Origin of the sequence: Pseudomonas farris, from assembly GCF_019145235.1 — a bacterium.
Classification (GTDB): domain Bacteria; phylum Pseudomonadota; class Gammaproteobacteria; order Pseudomonadales; family Pseudomonadaceae; genus Aquipseudomonas; species Aquipseudomonas farris.
On the sequence record NZ_JAHSTV010000004.1, the window covers coordinates 330,000 to 354,835 of the forward strand.

Consider the following 24,836-nt stretch of genomic DNA (forward strand, 5'->3'; position numbering starts at 1 on the left):
GACAACTTAAACTTGTTAACCTTCTCGCCCGGCCCAAAACTCATGCCAACGAATGACCGAACTGACGCCCAGTTTCGTTATTATTTTGGGGGGTAGCCTGCTGGGTCCTGGTGCGTGACTGAAACTATCCAGAAAATCAGAACGTACACCCGAAGCCAATTCCGCCGCCATGACACCTGCCAGGGTGCTCTTGACCGTTCCCAACCCATTTTCGCAGCAAGCCGAATACAGGTTTTCTTCGATCTCGCCAAATGCAGCGGCGCTGTTGCGGCTCAAACACAGGCGGCCGGCCCAGCTGAACTCCAACGCAGTGGATTTCAATTCGGGAAAGCGGGCATCCAAGGAATGTCGCTGTTCTTTGGCCACCGCAGCTACCCGCTCTGGAGTGACCTGGATACTCGGGTCATAGGTGAACTTTGTCCGGATGACGATACGCGAGAGACCGTCTGAAGAGATCTTGCGAACGGTCGCGCCCATTGGATCCGCCGGCAACAATGCCCACTTGGCTTTGCCCGGCACCTCTTTCCTGAATTCATCATCACTGTACGCCGCCGTCATGGAAGCGTAAGTGAAGACGTGCAGCAGTCGTCCTTGATAATGGCCAAAGTCTTCAATGTGGCCGTTAACCCCCAGGATGACCTTGGGTGCGTGCACCGTCCCGTTATGAGATCGAGCGCTCCAACCGCTTCCCTGCTTGGTCAATTCAATAATCGGAGAGCGTTCGAACAGCGTGATTTTCCCTTCGAGCCCTGCTGCCAGGTCTCTAATGTATTGCGCGGGTTGAATCATCACTGCGCCGGGGGTGTAGATCCCACCGTGGTAATAGGTGGACCCGGTGATTTCGCGCATTTGCGCGGCATCTAACATCTCGAACTTCTCGCCAATGCGTTCAAGGGATTGAGCGTAATTGACATTCAGCTTCAATCCCCGCTCAGTGGCGGCCGCGTTGATCTTCCCGGAAGGGTCGAACGTGTCGGCAGACATGCCGTACTCCCGCGCGGCTTCAGCGGCAAAAGCAATCGCAAAACGATTTTGCGTGATTTCCAGCGCCGTTGCAGACTCACTCGCCACGGAGTATTCCCCGGACGACAGACTGTGCGGCACATCGATCATGAAGCCAGAGTTTCTGCCCGCCGGGCCCTTGGCAACTTCATGCGCATCGACCACAACAATGCTGTCGCCAGGGTGCAGCTGTGAAAGTCTGCGAGCGGCGGACAGACCGGCAAAACCGGCCCCGATAATCAGCCAGTCCGCCGTCACGTTTCCATCAAGCATGCGGACAGGCGCAGTGCGTGCGGAAATCGCCTCCCAACCTGAAACCCCGGTGTCTACCGGCAGGCGCTTGATGGTATGGGTGCTCATTTTTCGGTCTCTTCATCCGACCGATCAGACACATCGATCCAGATGGTTTTGATTTCGGTGTACTGGTCATGGGCAAAAATCGATTTGTCCCGACCGCCGAACCCTGATTCCTTGTAGCCACCGAAAGGCGTGGATGCATCGCCCTCACCAAAGCAGTTCACTGTGACGATGCCGGCGCGAATTTCCCGCGACAACTTGATTGCCCGCCTCAGACTGCCGGTATAAACAGAGGCCGCCAGGCCGTATACCGTGTCATTGGCCAGCGCAATGGCTTCGGAGATCGTGTTGAAGGAGGTGACCGAGAGAATCGGGCCGAAGATCTCTTCCTGGAACAGCCGGTTGTCTCGACCAACACCGTCAATCACCGTTGGCTCTACAAAGGCACCGTCTTTGGTAGCGCCACCGTAAACCACTTCAAGCTTTCCGGCGGCGGCGTGCTCAAGGTACGACTTCACTTTGGCAAAATGCTCAGGGCTGACCAGCGACCCTACGCGGTTTTCCGGATCGAGTGGGTCGCCCATCTTCCATTCGCGGATATAGGCGCCCATGCGCTCTAGCAGCTCGTCTTTAACAGACGCGTGCACGATCAGACGAGAAGTCGCGGAGCAGTTTTCGCCCATGTTCCAGAATGCGCCGTTGACGACATGCTGAGCGACGAGATCCAGGTCTTGCGCATCGTCCATCACCACGGCCGGGTTTTTCCCGCCGCACTCAAGCACGATGCGTTTCAGGTTCGAATCGGCTGCGTAATGCAGGAAGCGGCGACCGGTCGCGGTGGAGCCGGTGAAGCTCACCATGTCTACATCGTGATGCAAACCGATCGGCTCACCGACCTCTTTGCCCGTGCCGGTCACAATGTTGAGTACACCAGCGGGTATACCGGCTTCAAACGCCAGCTGAGCGACACGCAACGTGGTCAGCGAGGTTTGTTCAGCAGGTTTGACGATGACCGAACAGCCCGCAGCGAGCGCCGGGCCGATTTTCCACGCCAGCATCAGCAGCGGGAAGTTCCAGGGCAATACGCAGCCCACCACGCCAATCGGCTCACGGACAACCATGGTCAGCGCGTCGCTGCCCACCGGGGCGGTGTTGTCATAAATCTTGTCAATCAGTTCTGCGTGCCAGCGGATCGTGTGGATGGTGTCCGGGATGTCGACCAACTGACATTCACTGACCGGTTTGCCGCTATCGAGACTTTCGAGGACGGCCAGTTCGTGTTGATGGCTTTCAAGCAGGTTTGCAAACTTCAACAGAACCGCTTTGCGCTCCCGAGGAGAAACAGATCTCCAGCGTCCATCCTCAAAGGCCTCCTTGGCATTGCTCACCGCACAGTTGACATCATCGGACGAACAAGCTGCGACGTCGGTCAAAAAGTCACCGGTCGCCGGATTGTTCGTGGCGAAGGTTTTGCCAGAGATCGCGGGTTTAAACGCGCCATTGATGAACGCCTTGGATGGCAACGAAATGTCTTTGGCCAGCGCGGCATATTCGGCCTTGCTCAGAAGATCACCCATGGCTGGCTCCCGAAGAAATGTTGGCTACGTTACGTTTGAGTTCAGTAATGACCGACGCAAAACTCTGCTTTTCGTCCGCTTCAAGTGGCTGCAATGGCAGGCGCACGTTACCGACTTTCAATCCGGCAACTTCGCAGCCGTATTTGATCGACTGCACGAACTTGCCACCGTCCAGGGCATTCATCAGCGGCATCATTGCCGACATGATTTGACGGCCTTTGTCGAAGTTCTTTTCGATCACGCAGGCTTCATAAAGCGCAACGTGTTCCTTGGGCAGGAAGTTGGAACCTGCGCACACCCAACTGCGGGCGCCCCAGGCAAAAAATTCGAGCGCCTGGTCGTCCCATCCGCAGGACAAGGCGATGTTGGGGAATTGCCGGGCCAGCATATGCACCTGGCCCATGTCGCCGGAACTTTCCTTGATGGCAACTACGTTTTTCGATTGGCTGACACGCGTGAAATATTCTTCATCCATCGAAACGCACATGCGCCCCGGATAGTTGTAAAGCATGATCGGCAAGTCCGCTGCGCGATCGATAGTGAGCGCGTGAATCGCGTTTTCCTGTGAGGTTGGCAGCGCGTAAGGTGGTGACGTGACGAGAATGGCGTCCGCTTTGATCGATTTGGCATCCTTGGCGTACTGAACCGCATCTTCGGTGCGAATCGCCCCGGTACTGACGATAAGTTGCACCCGAGTGCCGATCACATCTTTGGCATAGGCTGCCAACTCGGTGCGTTCTTCCGAAGTCTGCGCATAATACTCGCCGGTCGACCCGCCGATAATAATGCCGTGCACCTTCGCCTCAATCAGCGACTCCAAAACTTCCGAGTACACAGTCCAGTCAATTTCCCCATCAGAGTTATAAGGAGTTACTGCTGGTGTATAAATACCTTCAAATTTCAAGATAAATGCTCCGAATGCGAGTTAGGTGAAAGGTCAACGAGCGCGTCAGCTTTGATGCCTTGAGGCGCGATAAAAATCTCCATGTTTTCACGGGACAGTTCCCAATGCTCAAACACGAGATCAACTACGGTACTTTCATCACGCCGTTCAATGGCTTCAATAAAGCGTCATGATGTCCGGCAGATTGCTCGAGTCGTTCTCCATGTTTTACCGATTAGTACGGCTAACTGTTGAATCCAGACTGGCATGGGCCAAGAAGACGGTCAATAGAGTGTATTTCTAGCGTATACATTTCTAGATGGGTGCTTCACTCGCCCCTAAAAACAATTTCCCCTTTGCTTTCAATGAGTTGAAATTTCCTCATCAGCGCTGCGACGTCAATCGATAACATTTGCTTATGCATTGATAAGAGTAAATGTTTCTTGTTGATGCATGATTGCCGTCGTAGCCTTACAACAGCGATATTCTACCGACGAGTTGGATAAGCGAATTTCTCGTACATTCGTTCCATTAGTTAGGATCTGTTTGTCCGGGCTGGAATAAGGTGCTGTAGAAATATTGCTATTGATGCAAACATCGACATACAGAATTGTCTGCATTAGTAAGGACTCGAACGAAATGAGTGCACGGATGGCACCACCATCCAAGAAGGCACATTTTTCGTAAAGCGCTTCCTGGACGTGGCAAACCGTTCCGGTTCGCGGATAGAAGCAGCACGGTTTGATGGGTTGCATCCACAGACGGTACTGCGAACTCAAGACCGTTTGGCCTCACCTCGCTGAGCAGGCTGAATGTGTCGCCCCCTTGGTATTTTGGAGTGTGTTGACCGTGAGCACTAAATCGGCAGTTTCAAATCTAATCGCGCAGCGCAAGCCTGACCACGCGCTGCCAGGTGCCCTTTATAGCGATCCAGACGTTTACAGGCAGGATCTGGAACAGATCTGGCACAAAAGCTGGATCTTCGCAGGGCACACATTTGAGCTGGAGAAGTCGGGTCAGTACCTGTCGCTGCAAGTCGGCGACTACCCCGTCGCGGTCGTCCGTGGCGCAGACAAACAGATTCGGGCCTTCCACAACTCCTGCCGTCATCGCGGTTCCAAGGTGTGCCCGGAAGCCAGCGGCAAGGTAGCCAAGCTGGTGTGCCCTTACCACAAATGGACATTCGAGCTGGATGGCAGACTGCTTTTCGCCGGGAACATGGGGGATGATTTCGACAAGTCTCAGCATGGTTTGAAACCCGTGCATTGTGAGGTCGTCGAAACCTACATCTATGTGTGCGTCGCTGACGTCGCTCCAGACTTTTCTTCGTTCAGAAAATCCGTCACCCCTTTCGTTGCGCCTCATAACCTGGATGACTGCAAAGTCGCGTTTGAGTCGAACATCATTGAGAAAGGCAACTGGAAACTGGTTTTCGAGAACAACCGCGAGTGTTACCACTGCGATTGTACTCACCCGGAATTGATGCACTCATTCGTGGACAACCCATCAGTGGGCGGCGCCGGCGGCGATGAAGATCTCGAGCTCAAAGAGCACTGGGATCGCTGCGAAGCGGCAGGCTTGCCTAGCCGATTGGTGATGGACGATGAGGGGCGCTTCCGAATGACGCGCATCCCCCTGTTTTCCGGGGCCGTCAGCTACACAATGGACGGCAAGCCTGCGGTCGCAGGCCGGTTGGACACAACTGGTGAAGCCAACATCGGTGCGCTGCTTTATTTCAACTACCCATCCACCTGGAACCACTTTCTGGGCGATCACGCGTTGAGCTTCCGCGTTCTGCCCATCGGTCCGAACGAGACGCTGGTCACTACAAAATGGATTGTGAAGAAGGACGCACAGGAAGGTGTCGACTACGACATCGATCGTCTCACTAAAGTTTGGCTTGCGACCAATGACCAGGATCGTACCTTGGTGGAAGGCGCACAGGTAGGGGTGAACTCCCCTGCGTACGAGCCAGGCCCGTTGTCGGTGGCCAGCGAAATTGGCGTGTGCCAGTTTGATGATTGGTACTGCAAAACGATGCTTGAGCAGCTCAATGACACGATCCCGTTAAGATCTGTCGGCTAAGTGCAACACTGCCGGTGGTGAGAACCACGAATGATCACCACCGGCACACCCAAACCTCTCCCCTCCTCACACCCCGAGTCACTGCTCAGTCAGTACTCCTATCTTCTAAACAGCTCAGGAAAACTGGGCGAGAATCCAGTCGCGTAGCCGGCAACAGGCGTCGTCATTGATCCGGTCTTCTCGAAATGTCAGATAGTGCTGACTTTCATGGAGAACTACTTCTTCTTCGATCGGCCGAATCAGCGTGCCGTTCTCGATCAGATTTGCAACCAGGTGATTCCATCCGAGGGCTACGCCCTGATGGGTCAACACCATGCTGATTACCAGGTTGTAGTCGTTCGCGTTGAAAACGTGAGGGCTGTCGTGGGGGCGTTTCTCGATATCAACATCGTGATAAGCCAACCAAACGCCCCAGTCAACGTGCTCCGCTACCTGGGATCTGCCATAGGGGCTGAGGTTTAGCAAAACCCCGTCGCGTATGCCTTCCAGGCTGGACAGTTCAGGGTGCTCCTCTTTGTAACGAGGCGTGCACACCGGGTAGATGACGTCATGAAACAACGGATAACTGCGATAGCCATCCTGAACCCTGGCCATTTTGGTGATAAAGATGTCCGGCGTTACACCCGGTTCCATCGACAAGAAGTTTTGAGTGGTTACCAGATTGAGGTCGATGTCTGCGTTCATGGTAAAAAACCCCGGTAGCTTCGCTGCGAGCCAGAGGGCAGAAAACGCGGGAGAACAGCAAAGTGTCAACGTTCGCTTGCCTGCATTGTTGGTGCGAATGCGCTCCGCGGCTTGCGAAATGTTGACGAAAGAAATCTGTGCAGCATCAAAAAAGATGGATCCGGCTTCCGTCAACTCGACTGCTCGTCCCACCCTCTTGAAGAGATCCACCCCAAGGTACGCCTCAAGCTCCCGAATCTGACGGCTAATTGCCGCTTGAGTAACGCACAGCGCTTCAGCCGCACGCGTAAAGCTCTGATATTTGGCGGCGGCTACGAATGACTTCACTGCTTTCAGAGACGGCATTTTCAGCAGCGTCATGTCTGGATCGATGTGCTTAACCATAACCTAGAGTATTGAATATCCGGTTCGGGGCCCTTTGGAGGGCCGTTAGGGACGAGATCGGCGAGAGGGGTTCCACCTGGAGCCTACGCTGGAGCGTAGCTGAAACAGAGGGTCTAAGACAGGGCCAGCGGCAGTGGCCTTCGCAACCAGCACTGTCGCAGTCGCAAATTGATACGTCAATTGATTGATAACATGACGTTATTGATTGGCTGGAAGAAATGTTGTTAGACGCTGACTCTATAAGGTAATAACTTGGGTCCCAAGCCACTGATTAATTCAGCGCCGATAAAACAAGAATAATAAACATCACAATAAAGAGGATGGTCACAATGACTAACTCCGCACCTTTATCCCAGCTTGACTGCCCCTATAAGCACCGTCTTAACTGATTAAGATACGTATATCTAAAATCTTGATCTTACGTCGTATTTGCAGCAGGAGGGGTTATGAGTCTTGGTGACGAGATACTCTCGGTAAAAAACATTTACAAAGTCTTTGGTACTCAGCCAAAGCTCGCGATGGAGATGCTGGCTGGCGGTGCTGATAAAAGTGAAATTTTCAGCAAAACCGGTCAAGTCGTTGGCGTTTTTGATGCCAGTTTCTCCGTAAAACGTGGAGAGATTTTCGTCATCATGGGGCTTTCCGGTTCCGGGAAGTCGACGATGGTCCGGTTGTTCAATCGACTGATCGAGCCAACCTCCGGAACCATCCATCTTAACGGCCAGGAAATCACCGGTCTGTCAGATGCAGATCTCCTCAGCGTTCGTCGCAAAGACATGAGCATGGTGTTTCAGTCGTTTGCCCTGATGCCCCACATGAGTGTGATCGACAACGTTGCTTTCGGCCTGGAAATCTCGGGTGTCGAGGAAAGTGAACGGCATAAACGTGCACTCGAGGCACTCAAACAGGTAGGGCTCGATGGCCACGCCTACAGCTATCCGCACCAACTGTCCGGCGGTATGCAACAGCGGGTAGGTCTGGCCCGAGCGCTGGCCAACGACCCCGCCATCCTGCTGATGGACGAAGCCTTCTCGGCACTCGACCCGTTGATTCGCCACGAAATGCAGGGCGAGCTGATCCGCCTGCAGGCAGAACAGCATCGCACCATCATCTTCATCTCCCATGACATTGACGAGGCGATTCGCATCGGCCATCGCATTGCGATCATGGAGGGTGGCCGGGTAGTTCAGATCGGTACCCCGCAAGAGCTGCTTTGCAACCCCGCGAACGATTACGTCAGAGCTTTCTTCAAAGGCTTTGATGCCTCGAAGATCCTCAAGGCTGGTGATGTTGCAAAAATTTGCGCAGAGCATCCGTACGCCATGGATCAATCCACTCCTACGCTGCGCGACGATGTACTCCTGCAGGACGTCTTTCACATCGTTGCGGATGCAGTTAATCCAGTTGCCGTCCTGGATCGCCAGGGTGTGTTCAAAGGCACGATCTCCAAGAGCCTACTGCTTCAGACAATGAGCCGACACTAATAGTCTCTATTGGTGGCTTGCCAGGCTCGGACATTCAGGTGATGACATGAACGAATTCAGTTTTCTAGACCCGTTTCAATCCATCAACGTCCCTTTGGGCCAATGGGTAGAAGTTGCCCTGAATTATATGGTTCAGAATTTCCGCGAGGTATTCCGCTCGATAAGATGGCCAATCGACCAGGTACTTAATGGTATTCAGTACGGACTATTGGCCATTCCTCCGTCAATATTCATTATTATCGCCACACTCTTTGGCTGGCAGGTAGGCGGAAAAAGAATAGGTATTCTTTGCTTTGTAACTCTTACGCTATTAGGCGTAATCGGCGTGTGGAATGACGCCATGATCACCCTCGCCCTGGTGCTCACTTCACTGTTTTTCTGTGCAGTTATTGGCATACCGCTAGGTGTCCTGTGTGCCCGGAGTGACCGGCTGGAGATGCTGCTGCGGCCGGTACTCGATGCAATGCAAACACTGCCTGCATTTGTTTATCTGGTACCCGTAGTGATGCTGTTCGGTATCGGCAACGTACCGGGTGTACTGGTCACGATCATCTTTTCGGTAGCCCCACTCGTCAGGCTCACTAATTTGGGAATTCGCCAAGTGCCGGAAGATAAGGTTGAGGCCGCCCGGGCTTTCGGATGTACCCCACGCCAGATGCTGAGGCGAGTTCAACTTCCTTTAGCTGCACCGACAATCATGGCGGGCCTGAATCAGGCATTAATGTTGTCGCTTTCCATGGTGGTGATCGCATCAATGATTTCGGTTGGCGGGTTGGGAATGATGGTGCTTCGCGGGATTGGCCGCCTTGATATGGGCTTGGCAACCGTCGGTGGTTTGGGCCTGGTATTACTGGCAATTTTCCTTGACCGCCTGACCCAAGCGATGGGCGAGCGCAGTAACAGAGCAACCAAAGGTGAGCACTGGTACCAGACAGGCCCGGCGGGTGTCATTTATCGCCTGAAAAGAAAAAACACTGTTACGAAAATAGAAGTCAGTCCCAAAGAAAGCTAACTCCGCTAAGCGGCGCGTCGTGAACCAAAAGAAATGCCAACTTAGTAATCCAGCCAAGGTAAACGATAATGAACTTCACAACATTCGGAATAAAACAGAAATTCATTCATTCTGTCGCGCTTTTAGTTTTAGCGGTATCACCTGTGTTCGCATCGGCCGCAACGGCGCAGGAGCCCGGAAAAGGGGTATCAATCACCCCTATCTTTCCGTCAATCGCCGAGGAGCGGTTCCGCGGAGAGATTGCAATGGCGGGTCTCAAGGAGTTGGGCTACGACGTTGAAACACCAAAGGAAACCGAGTACTCCACCATGATGGTTGCGATTGCCAATGGTGACGCGGATTTCTCAGTGCATTTGTGGGAGGAACTGCACAAATCTTTCTACGAGAAGGCCGGCGGCGATGAGACGATGGTGAAAACCGGCGCTATCATGCCGGGCGTGTTGCAGGGCTACATGATTGACAAAAAAACGGCCGATGAACACCACATCACCTCGCTCGCAGATTTGCAGAAGCCGGAAAATGCCAAACTGTTCGATGCCAATGGCGACGGTAAAGCCGACCTGACAGGTTGCAACCCCGGTTGGGGCTGTGAGCTGATCATTGCCCACCATATGAAAGCCTATGGCTTGGAAAAAACCGTCACAAACAACCAGGGCTCCTACTTTGCATTGATGGCTGACACCATCGCTCGTTATAAACAGGGCAAGCCGATTCTCTATTACACCTGGGTGCCTCAGTGGATCTCCGGTGTTCTGGTCGAAGGCAAAGATGTTGTGTGGTTAACCGTGCCGCGTACGGATCTTCCAGGTGGCAAAAACGATGTCAACACGACCTTTAATGGTAAAAACCTTGGTTTCGCCGTAGACAGTGTCAAAGCGGTAATCAATAAAGAGTTCGCCGAGAAAAATCCGGCGGCCGTGAAATTCCTGTCTGAAATGCAGATCACTACCGACGATGAAAGCGCGCAAAATCTGAAAATGCACAACGGTGAAAAAAGTGCAGCTGACATAACTCGTCACGCCAAAGAATGGATCGCGGCCCATCGCGCGAAGTACGACAGCTGGCTGGCAGACGCACGAGCCGCGGCTAATACCGCCACCGTAAAAAATTAGTCCCTTCATTTAAATCTGCATAAAAGGTTGCCCTTCCCCGGGCAACCTTTTATCCGTTTGGGCGTTCATCATTCAGGAATCATGAAATGCAGTTGTATTCATTCGTCCAGAATTTCAGTTACAAGGACGCGCCCCTGCATACACGGGAGTTGGTTAAAACTTGCCTGCTCGACATCATTGGTGTGGCCGCCGGTGCTCGCGACAATCAAACCAGCGTGATGCTCAAAACCTACGCTGACACCCACTACTCTGCCAACAAACTGTCCAGCCGCCTCTGGTTCGACGGCAGAGCCGTACATCCATTGGGCGCCGCGTATGCAGGCGGCTTCTGCGTTGATAGCCTGGATGCACATGAAGGTCACTTCACCTCCAAGGGGCATGCGGGTGCAACCGTAGTCCCGGCCATTGTTGCATTGGTAGACGCGTATCGCAGTCAGGGCAAAGACATCAGCGGCGAGGAATTCCTCAGCGCACTGTGCATCGGTTACGAGACCGCCTTGCGGGCGGGCCAGGCATTGATGGCCACGGCCCCTGAATATCATGCCTCAGGCGCCTTTTCCGGGATCGGGGTCGTTTGCGCTGGCGCCCGCTTGCTGAAGCTTGATGAAACGACGTTCCGTCATGCACTGGGTATCGCGGAATACTTTGGCCCCAGGTGTCCGATGATGCGCCTGGTGAGTTTTCCGACGATGTTGCGTGACGCTCACGGTGCCGGGGCGTATGCCGGACTGAACGCACTACTGATGGCACAGCTCGGTGTCACCGGCGCTCCAGCCGCCACCGTTGAACCTTTGGAGATTTCCACTTTCTGGCGGGACATCGGAGCCCGCTGGGAGATCGACGAACAATATTTCAAACCGTGGCCGGTATGTCGCTGGGCGCAACCGGCACTCACGGCCATGACCGATTTGATGCGAGCACATCCGGTCATCACTGCTGAGTTGATCGAGGCCATAGAGGTCGAAACATTCCATGAGTCTGTGTGCTTGCAGGGGCATTTTCCGAAGAATGCGGACGAGGCCCAGTATGCGCTAGCGTTCCCGCTGGCTGCCTTGATCGTTCGCGGGAAGCTGGGGCCAAATGAGGTCACCGGGGATTCCATTCATGCGCCAGACATCTTGCATATCAGCGAGAAAATAACCCTTCATGAGGCGCCTGACCTGTCTGCCAGGTTCCCAGAGGAAATCCTCTCCCGCGTCACGGTTACCCTGAAAGACGGCACGCGTCTTACGAGCCCAACCGCGACGGCCAAGGGCGACCCCGGCAACCCTATGTCGAGTGACGAACTCACTGCCAAGTACCATTTACTGGCTGATGACAGCTTGGGAACCACACTCAGCAATGCCATCAAGAACAGTGTTGAAGCATTGCCCGGTAGTGATGACTGCCAATCATTCTTTGATTTGTTGCTGTCCGCTCCAAAAACCGCTGTTTAGATTCCGCACCGTGTTCTTAGCTATTCGTTCAGGTGTCAAAGAGGATTTATGCCATTCGTATTCGAGAGCGTGCTCAAAGACAAAAACATGGGGTACTCCTATACGGCGGAGAAACCAATAAAGCCGCAGGCGGTGACTCGTGTAGCTTTCGTGCTTTTGAACAATTTCTCGATGATGTCGTTCACCGGCGCTATCGATGCGCTGGTTACCGCCAACCTGATTAGTGAGACACCAGCGTTTGAGGTATTGACTGTCGGCATCAGGAGCCGTCTGGTGATGAGCGATCTGGGAATTGCGATTTCAGCAGACCTGGAGCTATCACAACTACCGGATCGTATCGACGTTCTCATCGTCGCCGGTGGATTGCGAGTGAAGCTGATTAGCGACCCGCTATTACGGCGCAAGCTACGTAACGTCGCCTCTCTTGGCGCGACCATGGGCGGTTTGTGGAACGGTGCATTTTTCCTGGCGGAAGCTCAGCTAATGGACGGTGTCGAGTGTGCCTTCCATCCCGATGGACGAGCGATGATGGAGGATGTTTTCCCCAAAGTCCTGGTCTCTTGTCGAACGCACGTAATAGACAGAAACCGTATCACGTGCGCTGGCGCCAGCAGCTCGTTACGCATGATGCTGGAGCTCATCACCGCTAAACAAGGCGTGTCGCTGACCCATGCTGTCGAGGAAATACTCAGTTGCGATCAAACCTCTGAAGTCTCTGGGATATCGACTGTCATCGTTGACTCTGACCCCACCTTGCCACAAACCCTGAAGCTCGCTTTAGAGCTGATGCAAAAGAACATCGAAGAGCCCTTATCGATCGACGAACTGGCTGAGTGTGTGAACATTTCCCGACGACAATTGGAGCGTCGCTTCTGCCGTTTCGTGGGTGCCACGCCCACACGCTACTACCTTGAGCTGCGCTTGACTCGAGCGCGGCAGCTTATTCTGCAGAGCAATCGGCCGATCACCGATATCGCGATTGCGACCGGCTTTTGTAGTTTCGCCAACTTCCATATGCGCTTTCGTGACTTCTTTGGCGTAGCGCCGAGTAGTTATAGAGCGACGTATGAGCGCAGGCGCTAAGTTTTTTCGAAACCTGGGCACGCAAAAAAACATACGAAACCTGCACTGTCTAAGCCGAGTAAACGATGGCTAGCATCATCGATAAGGATTACCGAGAATTATGAATGCTCCATCGCCGGTGTTGGTTCCCGCGGCTAACCACAGTGAGCGGATGTCTACCCGCATTGCCTTCCTTATCGCAGGCTTACTCATGTCCGCATGGGCGCCTCTGGTCCCATTGGTTAAAGCCCGCGCTGGCCTGGACGATGGTGGCCTGGGGTTGCTGCTGCTTGGCTTGGGCGGTGGATCTATTGTGGCCATGCCCTTCGCTGGATATCTCACTGCACACTATGGATGCCGACCGGTCGTAATCTGGGCGACGATTGTCTTGTGTGCCGTTTTTCCCCTGTTGAGCACCGTGGCGTGGCTGCCTGGCCTGGTCATCGCTGTCGTTATCTTCGGTGCCAGCATGGGCATGCTTGATTGCGCCATGAACATACAGTCCGTCATCGTCGAGAAAAACAGCGGGCAGGCACTTCAGTCCGGCTTCCATGGCCTTTACAGCGTCGGAGGCATATTAGGCGCCGGGGCGATGACCGCTCTACTGACCTTAGGCCTGGATCCGTTGATTGCCGCGCTCTGCATCGTTGCCACAGTTTTGGGAGCGCTCTACAAGGCAGCGCCTGCTTTTCTGACTTATGGCACTGAAAGGGGTGGACCCATGTTCGCGGTACCCAAGGGTATCGTGCTGTTTTTAGGGGCACTCTGTTTCATCGTCTTCCTCACTGAAGGCGCAATACTCGACTGGAGCGCGGTTTTCCTTGTCTCGAGCCGAGGGTTAGAGCCGAGCATCGCCGGCTTGGGCTACGCATCCTTTGCCGCCGCGATGACGGTGGGTCGCCTGACAGGAGATGCCATCGTCAGCAAACTAGGGGGCGTGCGCGTCGTTGCGCTTGGCGGACTCTGCGCAGCCGCAGGCATGATCGTGTCGCTTGGAATCGATGGCTGGGCCGCGTCCTTGATTGGCTACGCTCTGGTCGGTGCTGGATGCTCAAACATTGTCCCTGTGCTCTTTACCGCTGTAGGCCGCCAACAACGTATGCCACAGGCGGTAGCCATCCCCGCTGTCATCTCGATGGGCTACGCGGGGATTCTGATAGGTCCCGTATTTATCGGGGCGGTCGCCCATCTGAGCACCTTGTCATTCGCTCTTGGCTGCGTAAGTGTTCTGCTGGTTTTTGTCAGTGCGACAGCTCGATCACTTCGCAATTAACCGACTCTTTTCAGGTGCGCTTTCAACCCCCCAGGCACGTGCTTCAAAGAACGATTCAAGGCAGGCCCGCTTCCAGCGAGGGCTGCACTTTGGCCAACGCTTCCTGTTCCTGATAAGCCGAATACAGCTCGCAAGTGACCGCAGCAGCCGCACCGGCGGTGCGTCACCGAACAGCGCCGCCTCGGCGTCGTTGAAACCGGGATGCTCGAGCACCAGAGATGCGAGGATTTTGCGGAGATCCTCATAGATCGCGGGCATATCGCCGACCAGTAGGATGCGCCGGTTCGGTGTCATCGCTTATTCTGCGGAGCATCAAGGGGGATATCGAGGGTGAAGGTTGCGCCCTGTCCGTCCCCGTCGCTGTGAACGGTCAAGCTGCCACCCATTTCCATCGCGGCTAGCGCGCAGCTGTGCAGGCCGAAACCGTGACCGTCTTTGCGAGTAGTGAAGCCATGCGAAAAGATAAGCGTCAGGTACTCTGGCGCAATCCCATTGCCGTTGTCGGCCACCGTGATACGCAATACTGGCCCCTCAACGAGGGAGGCGCCGAACGTGATGCACGGGCTGCGATCGATCACGCCGTCCAACGCCTGCTTGGCATTGCTGATCAGGTTCACCAGAATCAGCAGCACCCGGTGCCGGTCCAGCGACAGCAGGGGCAAGTCGGCAATTTCCTTGACCACCGTCACCTCCTGGCGTGCCAGTGATCCGGCACTCATGCGCAAAGCATCATCGATTAACTCTGAGACCGGCACTGTCTCGACGACACTGACGGCAACGGCATAGGACTGTTGGGCATCGACAATGGTTTTGATGTGGTCAACGCCCTTGGTGAGTCGCTCGAGTTCTTCGATGATGCCCTGTTGCTCTGCCGTCACCACCTCCGCCAGCTTGAGCAGGTAGTCGGGCAGCATCCTTCCTTTGTGGTCTCTGGTGAGAAAATCGCTCAGGTCATTGACGTGTTCGTTCATCAGCTGAGCCACCTTGCCCAGCCCCTGGGCTTTGGAGGTGCGCATCTGGCTGCTGACCAGTTCTGCCGATATGTTCACGCTGTTGAGGACGTTGCCGACGTTGTGCAGCACAGTAGTGGCGATTTCGGCCATGCCCGCCTGACGGGATTTTGCATGCAGTTCGGTTTGCACCTGGCTCATGCGTAGCGCCGCGCGTACGCGAGCCTTGAGCTCCAGCGGCGAAAAAGGTTTGGCGATATAGTCATCGGCGCCACTCTCCAGCCCTGAGACGCAGGCCTCGCTACCGCCGCGGGCGGTCACCAGGATCACGGGCAAATGGGCAAAACCGGCGCTGGCTTTGATTCTCGCTGTCAGGCCGAAACCGTCGAGCTCCGGCATCATCACATCCGAGACGACGACATCGATTGGTCGACGCTGCAGGAGTGCCCAGGCCTGTTCTCCATCAGCTGCGGTGGCGACGATGTAGTCGTTGTGCAAGAGTTCGCGGAGGTAGCTAAGCATTTCCGGGCTGTCGTCTACCACTAGCACTCTGGAATGCGAGGCGTGTTCCGGATGCTGCTCGTCGTCTGCACCTTCCGTCGAAGGTCGGTCGTTGCTACTGCCATGGCGGCCGTCGTCGAAACGCAGGTGGCGTTGCTCGGTTGTGCTCGTTGTGCTCGGTGACGATCGCTCGTGCATATTGCTGGCCCCGGTCGGCACGGTGTTTTGCTCCGCCCCCATCGGAAGTCGAACAAAGAAGCACGAACCCCGTCCGGGCTCGCTGTTGACGCCAACTTCGCCCCCCATCAGTTCAACCAGATCCTTGACCAGGGCCAGACCAATACCTGTGCCGCTGTAGTGGCGCGTGGCGGAATTGTCGATCTGGGAAAAACGCTGGAACAGCAGCGGCAGTTTGTCAGGCGCAATGCCAATGCCCGAGTCTTGCACCGCGAGTTCAAATTGCTCGCCATCAAGCGGAGTTACTGCCAGGTGCACGGTGCCGCCTGCGGGCGTGAACTTGATGGCATTGCTCACCAGGTTGAGAAGAATTTTCTCGAAGTGTTGGGGGTCCAGGAACACCGTGCCGAGTGCGGGATCGATGCTGCAGGTCAAGGTGCAGCCTTTGCCCGCGGCCACCATGGCAGCATCCTCGGCCAGCACACCAACCGTCTTGTTCAAGTCAATTGGCGCCGGCCACAACTCAAACTTGCCCGCTTCGGCCTTGGAGAAATCGAGGATTTCGTTCACCCGGTTCATCAAGCGCAGTGCGTTGCGTTGGGCGCGGTCGATTTGCACATGCCAGTCCGCTGGCGGGGTGGTCGCCGCCGAGAGCTGCTCCAGCGGGGCGAGAATGAGGGTCAGGGGGGTGCGCAGTTCGTGGCTGACCGTGGCCACGAAATCGCTCTTTGCCTGGTTAGCCGTCTCGGCCTGGTTGCGCGCCTGAATGAGTTCGATGGCCTGCGCCTCCAGCACCTCGGTCTGCTGGTGCAGCGTGTCGGTCCGTTCGGCGACCATTCTTTCCAAAGAGGCCTGGACTTGCTGGCGTTCGGCCTCGGCCTCGGCCTCCAACACCCGGATGCGCAGGGCATTCTCCTGGAACACCCGTACGGCGCGGGTCATGATTCCAATCTCGTCGCCGCGTCCGGCGCTGGCGATCTCGGCGTTCAGGTCGCCAGCCGCAAGCCGGCGCATGACCGAGGCCAGGGCCACGATGGGCTGCGCGACAAATCGCGACGTGCTCCAGGCGATGGCGCCGGCCAGCAGGATGGCGACGGTCCCTGCAACTATCGTCGCAAGCATGCCGCGATCATTGTGGACCAAGGCGTCGGAGCGCGCTTGACCAGCGAAGCGCGCCACCAACAGGCCGGCGCTCCGTGCCTCGTTGCGAACCTGGTCGCGCGCGTCGCTCAAGGCGTTGCTCGCCTGATGGAACCTGGCGAATGCCGCCCGGTAGCCGGCAATCTGATCGCTGACCGTCAGGGGCGTAGCCTTGGCTTGCAGCCCCACGGACGCCGGGAGAACCCGAGAGAGCCGGGAAAGTTCGTCCAGGATGTGGCTAACAGAGCCGGCGACCTCGGCCGACGGTGACAGGCGAAACGACAAGGTCTGCGCCTCCAGGGTGGCAACACGCTCGGCGAAACGCTTGGACAACGCGGCGGCATTTTGCAGCAAACCGGTTGCTGCCTGAATGTCGCTTGCGTCATGGGCAACGTGCCCATCCACGTCGCCCAACATTTCCTCGAGGCGCTCGGCCATATCCCCGACGGTGGCGAGATGCCGCAAAGCCTCGCCTCCCCGGAGCTTGGGAGCCTCGCCAAGGTGCTCGACCGCCAGGCTGGCAGCAGCGACCGCCGTCGCCAACTGGTCCAGAGTCTCTCTCTCCTGCGGCGCCCCCATCACTTCTCGTAATTGCTCGACCACGGGAGGGAGTGCCGCGCAGGCGTTCCGCGCCGCGGTGGCGGCAGCCCCATCACCGGTCACCAGCATCTTGGCCACATTGGCGGTGACGATCCGTTCGCCGTTGCGGAGGATATTCAGGATGCGATGGGCGCTTTCGATATTGCTCACCCGCACCTCGTGCTCAGCGGTGCGGGACTCAAGCCCCTTCAACCCATCGGCGATGCCCTGTTCGACGAGGATCGTCGCCTCTCGCATCCGGCCGTAGTGGGCGGTCATGTTCTCCGTTTCGCCATCCATGGTCAGGCTCGCCGTCCGCAAGGCGGCGATTGCCGCAGCGAGCCTTTCCAGACTGCCCTTGAGCGATTGCGCCTCTGCCACCGGAATGGCGGTGAGGCCGGCGATAGCCGTCGCCACCATGCCTTCGGCCTGGGACAGGCTTTCCTGGTCGCGGGTGGCGATGAAGTTTTCCACCCGCCCGGTGGCCCCGTTGACCGAGGCGAGAATTTCCGCGGAATGGCTGGCGGAATCCACCGCACGCACCATGCCGCGCAGGCCGTAGAGGTTCACCAGCGACACCGCCAGCATCAGGAACACCAGCGCGGCGACCGCCAGGCCGATCCTGACGGCAATGGGCCTGTCCGTGGCGGGTCTGAATATCGACATGGCGCCTCGCCCCCCGTCCGCCACTACTGCTTCGTCACCTCCGGCAAAGGCGTCGGCGGCGCCGTATTGTTGATGGCCGCGTCGATCATCGCCACAACGGAAGCCTGGTTATAGGAAGGATTGGCGGCGCCGCCCACCGGCATAGTGGCGAGCCAGGCGTCCAGGTCTTTCGCATCGATACGCACCAACGGCACTTCGACGAACTTCGGCACCTGCTTGCCCGCCAGAATCTGCTGGGCCACCCAGAACCCCACCTGGGAGACGCTCGGGGAAGCGGAGACAGAGACGGTCTCGTAGCCATTGGCATCGCGCTCCTGTTTCCACAGGGCGAGTTCGTCCTGACGGTTCCCCATCACGATGATCGGCAAAGGGCGTCCCGCCGCCTTGAACGCCATGGCCGCGCCATAACCGTCGCCCCCCTGAGTAGCGACGGCATCAATGCTGGGCAGCGACGGCAGCGCCAGCGCCACCTCCTTGCGTGCGACGGAAGCCGTCCAGTTCCCGTAGACGGTCTTGGCGAACCTCAGGCCCGGATAGTCGCTGGCGGCCTTGCGAATGCCGTCGCTGATGTTTTTATCGGTGGCATCGCCGGCAATGCCGCGGATCTCTAGCAGCGTTCCGTTCCCCTTGAGGCGCTCGGCGATATAATCCATTTCCACGCGGCCCATGGCGGACCAGTTGTAGTCCACGGTATAGACGCAGCGTTCGGTGACCAGGCTGGCCATGACGACCACCACGATGCCGGCGTTGCAGGCATCCCGGATCACCCCGTTGAGGGCCGTGTCGGACGCGGCCAGGATGACGATAGCATTGACGCCCTTGACGATCATGTCCTGGATATGGGCCGCTTGTTCCGACGCCGAGTTGTTGGCGCTGACCACCGGAGCCTCCCGGATCAAGCCATCCTTTTGCGCCTGGACCGCAATCTCCTGCCAGTTGCGCACCATCACCTTACGGAAATCGCTGCCCGCGTAGGAGTTGCTGAAGGCGATGCTATTGCTTGCGGTAGGGCCGCCGGCGATGCCGCCGTCGGCAGCTTGGGCTGGATTGGCGGCAACCATCGCCAGCCCGGTCAGGCAGCCGGCGAAGCGCCACAAGATTTTGTGGATCGGTTTAGTGTTCATGCTGCTCTCCATCGTCCTTGGGATTTACCACCAGAACTCCACCTGCACCTGCACCTGCACCTGCCGACAGCCTGGACCGACTGCTTGATCTGGTTGAAGAAGTTGGGCTGCAGATTGGAGATCGCCGGCCATGTGAAGTTTGGCGCAGGCATTGAGCGTCTCCCTGTACGAAGCGCGCGCGAGGGTTTGTTCCGTATTGCCTTCGAAAAAGCCTGAAACCCACCAATCTACTATCTTGCCGGCATAGGGCTGCTGGGCAGCGACAATGATCTTGATAGTTTCGAATTACTCATAAGGTGCAGCGTTCACTCTGTTAATTTTCAGTAGTGTGGCAAACGCCGGGCCGTCTACTGCCTTGCTAAAATAGTAGCCTTGGCCCTCCTCGCACTGGTGAGCCTTCAAAAACTCAAACTGTTCGTTGGTTTCTATGCCTTCGGCAATCACGTTCAATTTGAGACTTTTACCCAGGCTGATAATAGCGTCGACCAAGGCGGCATCATTGCTGTCGGTGTTCAGGTTGCGCACAAACGACTGGTCTATTTTCAACACATCAATGGGTAAGTGCCGCAGATAGCTCAGGCTTGAATAACCGGTACCGAAGTCATCGATAGCCAACCGTACCCCCATCTCCTTGATGGTCTTCAGAATCGCGATGGTCGAATCGATGTTTTGCATGAGCACGCTTTCGGTGATTTCCAGTTCGAGTAGGCTGGGCTCCAGGCCAGTATCTTCCAGCACCTGCTGAATACCTTCGAGAAAGCCGCGCTGGCGAAAGTCGATGACCGAAATATTCACCGACACACAGATCGGCGGCAGGCCGCTCACCTGCCAGGTACGGGCTTGCTGGCAGGCTTCGCGCAGTACCCACTTGCTCAGCGGAACGATCAAACCGCTGTCCTCGGCGATTGGAATGAAATCGGCGGGAAAAACCCAGCCTCGCAGCGGATGGAGCCAGCGGATCAGGGCTTCAGCACCGACTATCTTGCCGCTTTCGAGGTCCAGCTTCGGTTGGTAGTGCAGCGCGAACTCTTTGCGCTCCAGGGCCAGACGAATACCCGACTCGATGTATTGTTGTTCTCGGGCGCGCTGGTTCATGTCATCGATAAAAAAGCTGAAATCGTTCGGGCCGCGCTCCTTGGCGCTGCGCATGGCGGTTTCCGCCTTCTTTAGCAGCGCCAGGGCCTCTTCACCATCGTCGGGATAGATGCTGATGCCCAGGCTTGCGGTCACGCTCAGATTATGACCAGCGATAGGGTGCGGAACACTCAACGCGGTCAAGACTTTCTCCGCAATGCCTTTGGTTTGCATGGGATGAAGAATATCCGCCAGGATAAGAACGAACTCATCGGAGCCATAGCGAAACACTGAATCCGACTGCCGCACGGTATTGACCAGGCACTGAGCGACCAACTTGAGCATTTCATCGCCGATCGGGTAGCCAAGGGCATTGTTGATGCGTTTGAAACGATCGAGTCCAAGAAACATCACCGCCAGTTGTTTGTTGTGGCGCTTGGAAAGCAAAATCGATTGGGTCAAACGGTCGCCGAGTAAGGTGCTATTGGGCAGTTCGGTCAGTAAATCGTACTGGAGAAGATGGGAAATTCTCAGTAACTCCTGCGCGCGCGCCTCATTGCCGAGCTCAATGCTGAGCGTTTTGGCCATTGCGTTCCGAGCCATTTGCCATTTCCAAGTCAAAGCATTGGCCATCTGGAGGATTTCTAGAGCAGTGAAGGGCTTTTTCAGGATAAACAACTGATCATCGAGTTCCAGACGCTTCGCCATGGTTTCCCAAGAGTAGTCGGAATAAGCGGTGCACAGCGCGATTTGCAGGTGCGGGTCAACTCTCCACAGCTGTTCAATGGTTTGCAGACCGTCCCAGCCGGGCGGCATACGCATGTCTGTGAATGCCATGGCGTAAGGCCGGCCTTCGGCCAAGGCCTGTTCGACCAGCATGAGGGCCTCCTGGCCCTGGTAAGCCGAGTCGAGGCTGAAGGTCGGTCGCGTGGGCTGCGCGGTGCCAAACAACGCCTCTTCGGAGCAGGCCAGAGACAACACACTCGCGGAGTCGGGGCTGAGGATCCTGAAAAAGTCCTCATGGATCGAAGGCGTGTCGTCAATAATCAGGATGCGCCGGTTAGTCACAACTGACGATGGGGTCATCTCGCGACCTCCACCGGACGGTGCAAGTCTTTGATCACTAGAGTTGCGGCGTCAGTGGCGGGAGGCAGCACGCTGCTACCGGCTATTACCATCAAGTGTTGTGCCGCGTGCTGGCCGCTAACCGCTTTGAAACAGTAGCCCTGAGCATTCATCGGCAAGCCGGCGGAGATCAGTGAGGTTTGTTGCTCTAGGGCTTCCACGCCTTCGACGGTCATGCCAATGCCAACATCGCAGGCGAAACTGATGAGGCGCGCAGGTTTGTAGCACTAGCCGCCCCCCGGGAGGCGCTGCCGATGAAAGCCCCTGCGGCACTGCCGAACAAAACTTCTTCAGCGGACGCCAAGCTATCTTCGGCATACGCGGCAAGACCGAGAGTCTCGCGGAAACTCTCACGGACTGACGTTGTGTCGCCAATGAACAAAATGCGCCGATTGACACGTGTTATCAGACTGCTCATTCGGCCATTCCAATTATAGAACCAAGCATAAAGAACTAAACACATACAGACTCCTTTCCTTGGCGGCCGACAATTGAAACCAATACATTGCTTGCAGTAGCGATGAGCATAGTCTCAACTAGCCCGCTTCGTTGGAAAGGTGACGTCAATCCGAAATCAATGATCTTTCTGCTGAGCTGAGTCGTCAGCTGACAGGGCCAGAGGCTGTTCCTGCATCAGCACTGCATCTTTCTCAAGTGCTGTTTGAGGTTGAGCCGCTACCGTGGTGGTGACTGAGAGGCCGCCTTACGCGGGCTTTTGCCAGCGTTTTCGTATCCGCCCTGTCATGCCTTCGTCACACCCACCAAGCACAATGCGGTCAGCCAAAGGGATTTGGCCCCATCGACAGAAAGCCCGGCTAAGTGCCGGCTTTTTCGTTCCAGCGACATGCTTTTCACGAAGTGCTCACACAACGGAGCGCAGATTGAACGGACAAAAGGATTTGACCCCATACAGAGAGCCCGCCATGCGCGGGCTTTTTGTTGTCAGCCATTCCCGCGGCTAAGCTCCCCACTCTCTCGAATGGAAAACGCCAGACACATCAAGCAGGGTTTGGCCAAGCTGAGGACCCAAGGCCCACACTAATTAAGCTGTCCCCGACGTCCGCCTGCAACACCCTTTTTGGACTCGGTGCACATGCAGTCCGGAGCCAGTACACGCTGTTCGCGCGAAGGATGGTCCCGTACGCCCCAGTTCGTCAGATACAGCTCTCTAGCTAGGTGCTCCTGGGCAAAATGGCATAATATGCCAATGATCGAAAAAACCTGTTTGCCCAGAGCTGGAGCTAATTATGGCGACGCGAAACGTTGTGCTCACCCCTCACCAGGAACAGGTTATCCAGGACCTGGTGCAGTCCGGCCGTTATCAGAATGCCAGCGAAGTGATGCGAGAAGGTTTGCGTTTATTGGAACAGCGTGTCGCCGAAGACGCCGCCAAAATTGAGGCCCTGCGTCAGGCGACCTCAATCGGCATCATGGATCTTGAGTACGGGCGCTTCACGCAGTTGAACGAAGGGGATCTGGAGCGCTACCTCGAGGCTTTGAGCCTGGAGGCCACCCTCCCCGCGCGTGAAAAACACTGAGCATGCCGCCGTATCGGATTTCCAACGCGGCGCGCGCCGATATTGTCGACATCCTCAGGCTCTCCCAGACGCAGTTCGGCGATCAAGCACGCCAGGCGCTACCAGGCACTGATCCTCGCGGCGCTGCAAGCGATTGCCGATACGCCTTATTGCATTGGCAGCCACGACCGCGATGAGCTTGCACCGGGTCTTCGCAGCTATCATCTCAACTACTCACGCCAGCAGGCCAAACAAACCCATGGAACGGTCAAAAGCCCGCGCCATATCGTGTTCTATCGTGTGGCAAACGACGACGTGATCGAGGTCGTCAGACTCCTTCATGACGCCATGGAAGTGCAGTTGCATCTGCCCAGAGATTGACCCAAACGTTAAAGGCTGACGCCTCAGCACATAAATTTCAGGCAAAAAAAAGCCACTCATCTGAGTGGCTTTTTTCTGAATCTTGGAGCGGGAAACGAGCTTCTTACTAAACGTCTATCCAATCCACTTTCGGATCACGTTGGCGTTGATGCCATGGCTGATGGCGGCACTGGAAATGGAAGCTCCGGGTTGCAGATATTCCTGAACAACCTGGGCTTTGAACTGTTTAGGGTAAGAGTTTCGTTGGCGCATTAAGGGCTATCGCGTCCGCCAAAAATAGGCGGACACCATCGCCCTTAATTTGGGAGCTCGGAAGGTGTGTTGGCGGTTCGCTTACCGCCTGCCAACGCAGCGGCCGAGTGAAATCGAAGAGCTTCTACCTCATAAGTGGAGCGAGTAACACTCGGACTGGATTGGTGAGCGCTACGTCTCGAATAGGACCATTCCAAGCGATGGATGAGAGTAGGAATACTATGATAAGAAAAGCTACCTGGGACAGGTAGAACGGCTCCAGCCACTGCTGCTTCAATGCGACGTAAAAAGTGTTATGAGTTACGTCGACCAAAATAATCGCTACCGTAAGCACGATTCCGACTCTTGGTTTGATGAAAAGTAGCAGTGCTGCAAGCGGGTCAAAAAACGTAAGCCCCCCCCCAGAAAATACGGCTAGCCAAGTAAGTGCTAGGCCCGTATCCGTAGTCCCAGAGCAGTCCATGCGAAACGTCTGCACGGATGTGATTAGCGGTTGCGATGAAAAGGCAGCATGCGAACAAAACTCTGACGGCGAATGACAATCTTGGCATAGCGTTATCTACATTCGTGATCTACGCCCTGCATGATAGCGGGATCGACCAACGGCGCCAGCAGTTGCAATGGGAGGGTGTGATCGCTGAACGCTTACCGAGATCACACTGCATTGAGGTGTCCCTCGTCCCCGTTCCTGAAGCAGCCCCATCTCACTCTTCATAGGCGCTTGCAGCCAGCGTCGACAGTACAAGATCACCCATTTCGGCATCTGGTGATGTTCCAGAGCCTTGATGATCAGGCTTGCCCAACGTGGTCAAAGAACGCGCTGATATCCCCTTCCAGTACCCAGTTCTTGCGACGGCACCGAATGGAACATTGATGCAAAGCATCGTGGGCCGATCGTCCGGGCCTGCCCCCATACGAGTCAGGATGGAAAATCGGACCGATCAATGCCTTGCGTTGTCACCAAGAGGCCCCCTTAGGTATGTAGGTACCTGGCAATATACGAATCCGTCGACCACGTCGCGCCGGCTTAAGTACCGTGTACGAGCGAAAGCGCTGCGA

The 24,836-nt window shown here is 56.0% G+C and carries 17 protein-coding genes and 4 pseudogenes; 9 read left to right on the forward strand and 12 right to left on the reverse strand.

The window, feature by feature from the left end:
• Nucleotides 1–15: 15 nt before the first annotated feature.
• From KVG95_RS10500 to KVG95_RS29760, 4 genes and pseudogenes are all read right to left on the reverse strand, one after another.
• Complete coding sequence (locus tag KVG95_RS10500) at nt 16–1,362, reverse strand: NAD(P)/FAD-dependent oxidoreductase (RefSeq protein WP_217856243.1); 1,347 nt, start codon at nt 1,360–1,362, stop codon at nt 16–18.
• Nucleotides 1,359–2,876, reverse strand: coding sequence for an aldehyde dehydrogenase (locus KVG95_RS10505; RefSeq protein ID WP_217856245.1), 1,518 nt, complete (start codon nt 2,874–2,876; stop codon nt 1,359–1,361). Before KVG95_RS10505 ends, KVG95_RS10500 begins: the two co-directional genes overlap by 4 nt.
• Nucleotides 2,869–3,780, reverse strand: coding sequence for a dihydrodipicolinate synthase family protein (locus KVG95_RS10510; protein ID WP_217856247.1), 912 nt, complete (start codon nt 3,778–3,780; stop codon nt 2,869–2,871). The genes KVG95_RS10505 and KVG95_RS10510 overlap by 8 nt, the downstream gene beginning before the upstream one ends.
• A pseudogene (locus tag KVG95_RS29760) lies at nt 3,777–3,979 on the reverse strand (GntR family transcriptional regulator); the annotation flags it as partial. The pseudogene KVG95_RS29760 and the gene KVG95_RS10510, both read right to left, overlap by 4 nt.
• 629 nt (nt 3,980–4,608) lie before the next feature.
• Here KVG95_RS29760 and KVG95_RS10515 point away from each other — a divergent pair.
• Nucleotides 4,609–5,844, forward strand: coding sequence for an aromatic ring-hydroxylating oxygenase subunit alpha (locus KVG95_RS10515; RefSeq protein WP_217856249.1), 1,236 nt, complete (start codon nt 4,609–4,611; stop codon nt 5,842–5,844).
• Between the two features lie 114 nt (nt 5,845–5,958).
• Here KVG95_RS10515 and KVG95_RS10520 read toward each other — a convergent pair whose 3' ends face one another.
• Nucleotides 5,959–6,912, reverse strand: a complete 954-nt coding sequence (locus KVG95_RS10520; RefSeq protein ID WP_217856251.1) for a LysR family transcriptional regulator — start codon at nt 6,910–6,912, stop codon at nt 5,959–5,961.
• 446 nt (nt 6,913–7,358) lie between these two features.
• On the opposite strand from KVG95_RS10520, the gene KVG95_RS10525 reads away from it, so the two are divergent.
• The 6 genes from KVG95_RS10525 to KVG95_RS10550 all read left to right on the forward strand — a co-directional run bounded on the left by KVG95_RS10525 (nt 7,359) and on the right by KVG95_RS10550 (nt 14,291).
• On the forward strand, nt 7,359–8,396 hold the full coding sequence (locus KVG95_RS10525; RefSeq protein ID WP_217856253.1) for a quaternary amine ABC transporter ATP-binding protein: 1,038 nt from the start codon (nt 7,359–7,361) through the stop codon (nt 8,394–8,396).
• A gap of 46 nt (nt 8,397–8,442) precedes the next feature.
• On the forward strand, nt 8,443–9,408 hold the full coding sequence (gene proW / locus KVG95_RS10530; RefSeq protein WP_038982995.1) for a glycine betaine/L-proline ABC transporter permease ProW: 966 nt from the start codon (nt 8,443–8,445) through the stop codon (nt 9,406–9,408).
• Between the two features lie 68 nt (nt 9,409–9,476).
• Nucleotides 9,477–10,520 carry a glycine betaine/L-proline ABC transporter substrate-binding protein ProX gene (gene proX / locus KVG95_RS10535; RefSeq protein ID WP_217856255.1) on the forward strand — a complete coding sequence of 348 codons (1,044 nt, stop codon included), beginning with the start codon at nt 9,477–9,479 and terminating at the stop codon, nt 10,518–10,520.
• A gap of 86 nt (nt 10,521–10,606) precedes the next feature.
• Complete coding sequence (locus KVG95_RS10540; protein ID WP_217856258.1) at nt 10,607–11,956, forward strand: MmgE/PrpD family protein; 1,350 nt, start codon at nt 10,607–10,609, stop codon at nt 11,954–11,956.
• A gap of 48 nt (nt 11,957–12,004) precedes the next feature.
• A complete protein-coding gene (locus tag KVG95_RS10545) occupies nt 12,005–13,039 on the forward strand; it encodes a GlxA family transcriptional regulator (protein ID WP_038982992.1) in 1,035 nt (344 codons plus the stop codon).
• Nucleotides 13,040–13,139: 100 nt separating this feature from the next.
• Nucleotides 13,140–14,291, forward strand: a complete 1,152-nt coding sequence (locus tag KVG95_RS10550) for an MFS transporter (protein ID WP_217856260.1) — start codon at nt 13,140–13,142, stop codon at nt 14,289–14,291.
• On the opposite strand, the gene KVG95_RS10555 is transcribed toward KVG95_RS10550, so the two are convergent.
• The 6 genes and pseudogenes from KVG95_RS10555 to KVG95_RS10570 all read right to left on the reverse strand — a co-directional run bounded on the left by KVG95_RS10555 (nt 14,277) and on the right by KVG95_RS10570 (nt 21,588).
• Complete coding sequence (locus tag KVG95_RS10555) at nt 14,277–14,549, reverse strand: hypothetical protein (RefSeq protein ID WP_217856262.1); 273 nt, start codon at nt 14,547–14,549, stop codon at nt 14,277–14,279. The two genes, KVG95_RS10550 and KVG95_RS10555, sit on opposite strands and share 15 nt — an antisense overlap.
• A gap of 32 nt (nt 14,550–14,581) precedes the next feature.
• The gene (locus tag KVG95_RS30365; RefSeq protein ID WP_437180792.1) at nt 14,582–15,442 is read right to left on the reverse strand and encodes a sensor histidine kinase; all 861 of its coding nucleotides are present in this window, start codon (nt 15,440–15,442) and stop codon (nt 14,582–14,584) included.
• Nucleotides 15,443–15,982: pseudogene (locus KVG95_RS30370) on the reverse strand (response regulator transcription factor); the annotation flags it as partial.
• A gap of 9 nt (nt 15,983–15,991) precedes the next feature.
• A pseudogene (locus KVG95_RS30375) lies at nt 15,992–18,304 on the reverse strand (sensor histidine kinase); the annotation flags it as partial.
• 23 nt (nt 18,305–18,327) lie between these two features.
• Nucleotides 18,328–19,428, reverse strand: a complete 1,101-nt coding sequence (locus KVG95_RS10565; protein WP_217856266.1) for an ABC transporter substrate-binding protein — start codon at nt 19,426–19,428, stop codon at nt 18,328–18,330.
• Between the two features lie 285 nt (nt 19,429–19,713).
• On the reverse strand, nt 19,714–21,588 hold the full coding sequence (locus tag KVG95_RS10570) for a GGDEF and EAL domain-containing protein (RefSeq protein ID WP_217856268.1): 1,875 nt from the start codon (nt 21,586–21,588) through the stop codon (nt 19,714–19,716).
• Between the two features lie 1,286 nt (nt 21,589–22,874).
• On the opposite strand from KVG95_RS10570, the gene KVG95_RS10575 reads away from it, so the two are divergent.
• Nucleotides 22,875–23,165: a type II toxin-antitoxin system ParD family antitoxin gene (locus KVG95_RS10575; protein WP_217856270.1), complete on the forward strand. Its 291-nt coding sequence runs from the start codon at nt 22,875–22,877 to the stop codon at nt 23,163–23,165.
• Nucleotides 23,166–23,167: 2 nt separating this feature from the next.
• Nucleotides 23,168–23,525 (forward strand): annotated as a pseudogene (locus KVG95_RS10580) (type II toxin-antitoxin system RelE/ParE family toxin).
• Nucleotides 23,526–23,639: 114 nt separating this feature from the next.
• Here the strand turns inward: KVG95_RS10580 and KVG95_RS30125 are convergent.
• Entirely contained in the window at nt 23,640–23,777 is a 138-nt protein-coding gene (locus KVG95_RS30125; RefSeq protein WP_217856272.1) for a transposase, read from the reverse strand.
• Between the last annotated feature and the right edge of the window lie 1,059 nt (nt 23,778–24,836).

What these genes read in the sequence shown, in the direction of transcription:
- KVG95_RS10540 (WP_217856258.1), top strand. Translation starts at nt 10,607, where the DNA reads ATGCAGTTGTATTCATTCGTCCAGAATTTCAGTTACAAGGACGCGCCC.
- KVG95_RS10550 (WP_217856260.1), top strand. Translation starts at nt 13,140, where the DNA reads ATGAATGCTCCATCGCCGGTGTTGGTTCCCGCGGCTAACCACAGTGAG.
- KVG95_RS10520 (WP_217856251.1), bottom strand. Translation starts at nt 6,912, where the DNA reads ATGGTTAAGCACATCGATCCAGACATGACGCTGCTGAAAATGCCGTCT.
- KVG95_RS10565 (WP_217856266.1), bottom strand. Translation starts at nt 19,428, where the DNA reads ATGAACACTAAACCGATCCACAAAATCTTGTGGCGCTTCGCCGGCTGC.
- KVG95_RS10555 (WP_217856262.1), bottom strand. Translation starts at nt 14,549, where the DNA reads ATGCCCGCGATCTATGAGGATCTCCGCAAAATCCTCGCATCTCTGGTG.
- KVG95_RS10500 (WP_217856243.1), bottom strand. Translation starts at nt 1,362, where the DNA reads ATGAGCACCCATACCATCAAGCGCCTGCCGGTAGACACCGGGGTTTCA.
- proW (WP_038982995.1), top strand. Translation starts at nt 8,443, where the DNA reads ATGAACGAATTCAGTTTTCTAGACCCGTTTCAATCCATCAACGTCCCT.
- KVG95_RS10525 (WP_217856253.1), top strand. Translation starts at nt 7,359, where the DNA reads ATGAGTCTTGGTGACGAGATACTCTCGGTAAAAAACATTTACAAAGTC.
- proX (WP_217856255.1), top strand. Translation starts at nt 9,477, where the DNA reads ATGAACTTCACAACATTCGGAATAAAACAGAAATTCATTCATTCTGTC.
- KVG95_RS10575 (WP_217856270.1), top strand. Translation starts at nt 22,875, where the DNA reads ATGGCGACGCGAAACGTTGTGCTCACCCCTCACCAGGAACAGGTTATC.
- KVG95_RS10570 (WP_217856268.1), bottom strand. Translation starts at nt 21,588, where the DNA reads ATGACCCCATCGTCAGTTGTGACTAACCGGCGCATCCTGATTATTGAC.
- KVG95_RS10505 (WP_217856245.1), bottom strand. Translation starts at nt 2,876, where the DNA reads ATGGGTGATCTTCTGAGCAAGGCCGAATATGCCGCGCTGGCCAAAGAC.
- KVG95_RS30125 (WP_217856272.1), bottom strand. Translation starts at nt 23,777, where the DNA reads ATGCGCCAACGAAACTCTTACCCTAAACAGTTCAAAGCCCAGGTTGTT.
- KVG95_RS30365 (WP_437180792.1), bottom strand. Translation starts at nt 15,442, where the DNA reads ATGAGCCAGGTGCAAACCGAACTGCATGCAAAATCCCGTCAGGCGGGC.
- KVG95_RS10545 (WP_038982992.1), top strand. Translation starts at nt 12,005, where the DNA reads ATGCCATTCGTATTCGAGAGCGTGCTCAAAGACAAAAACATGGGGTAC.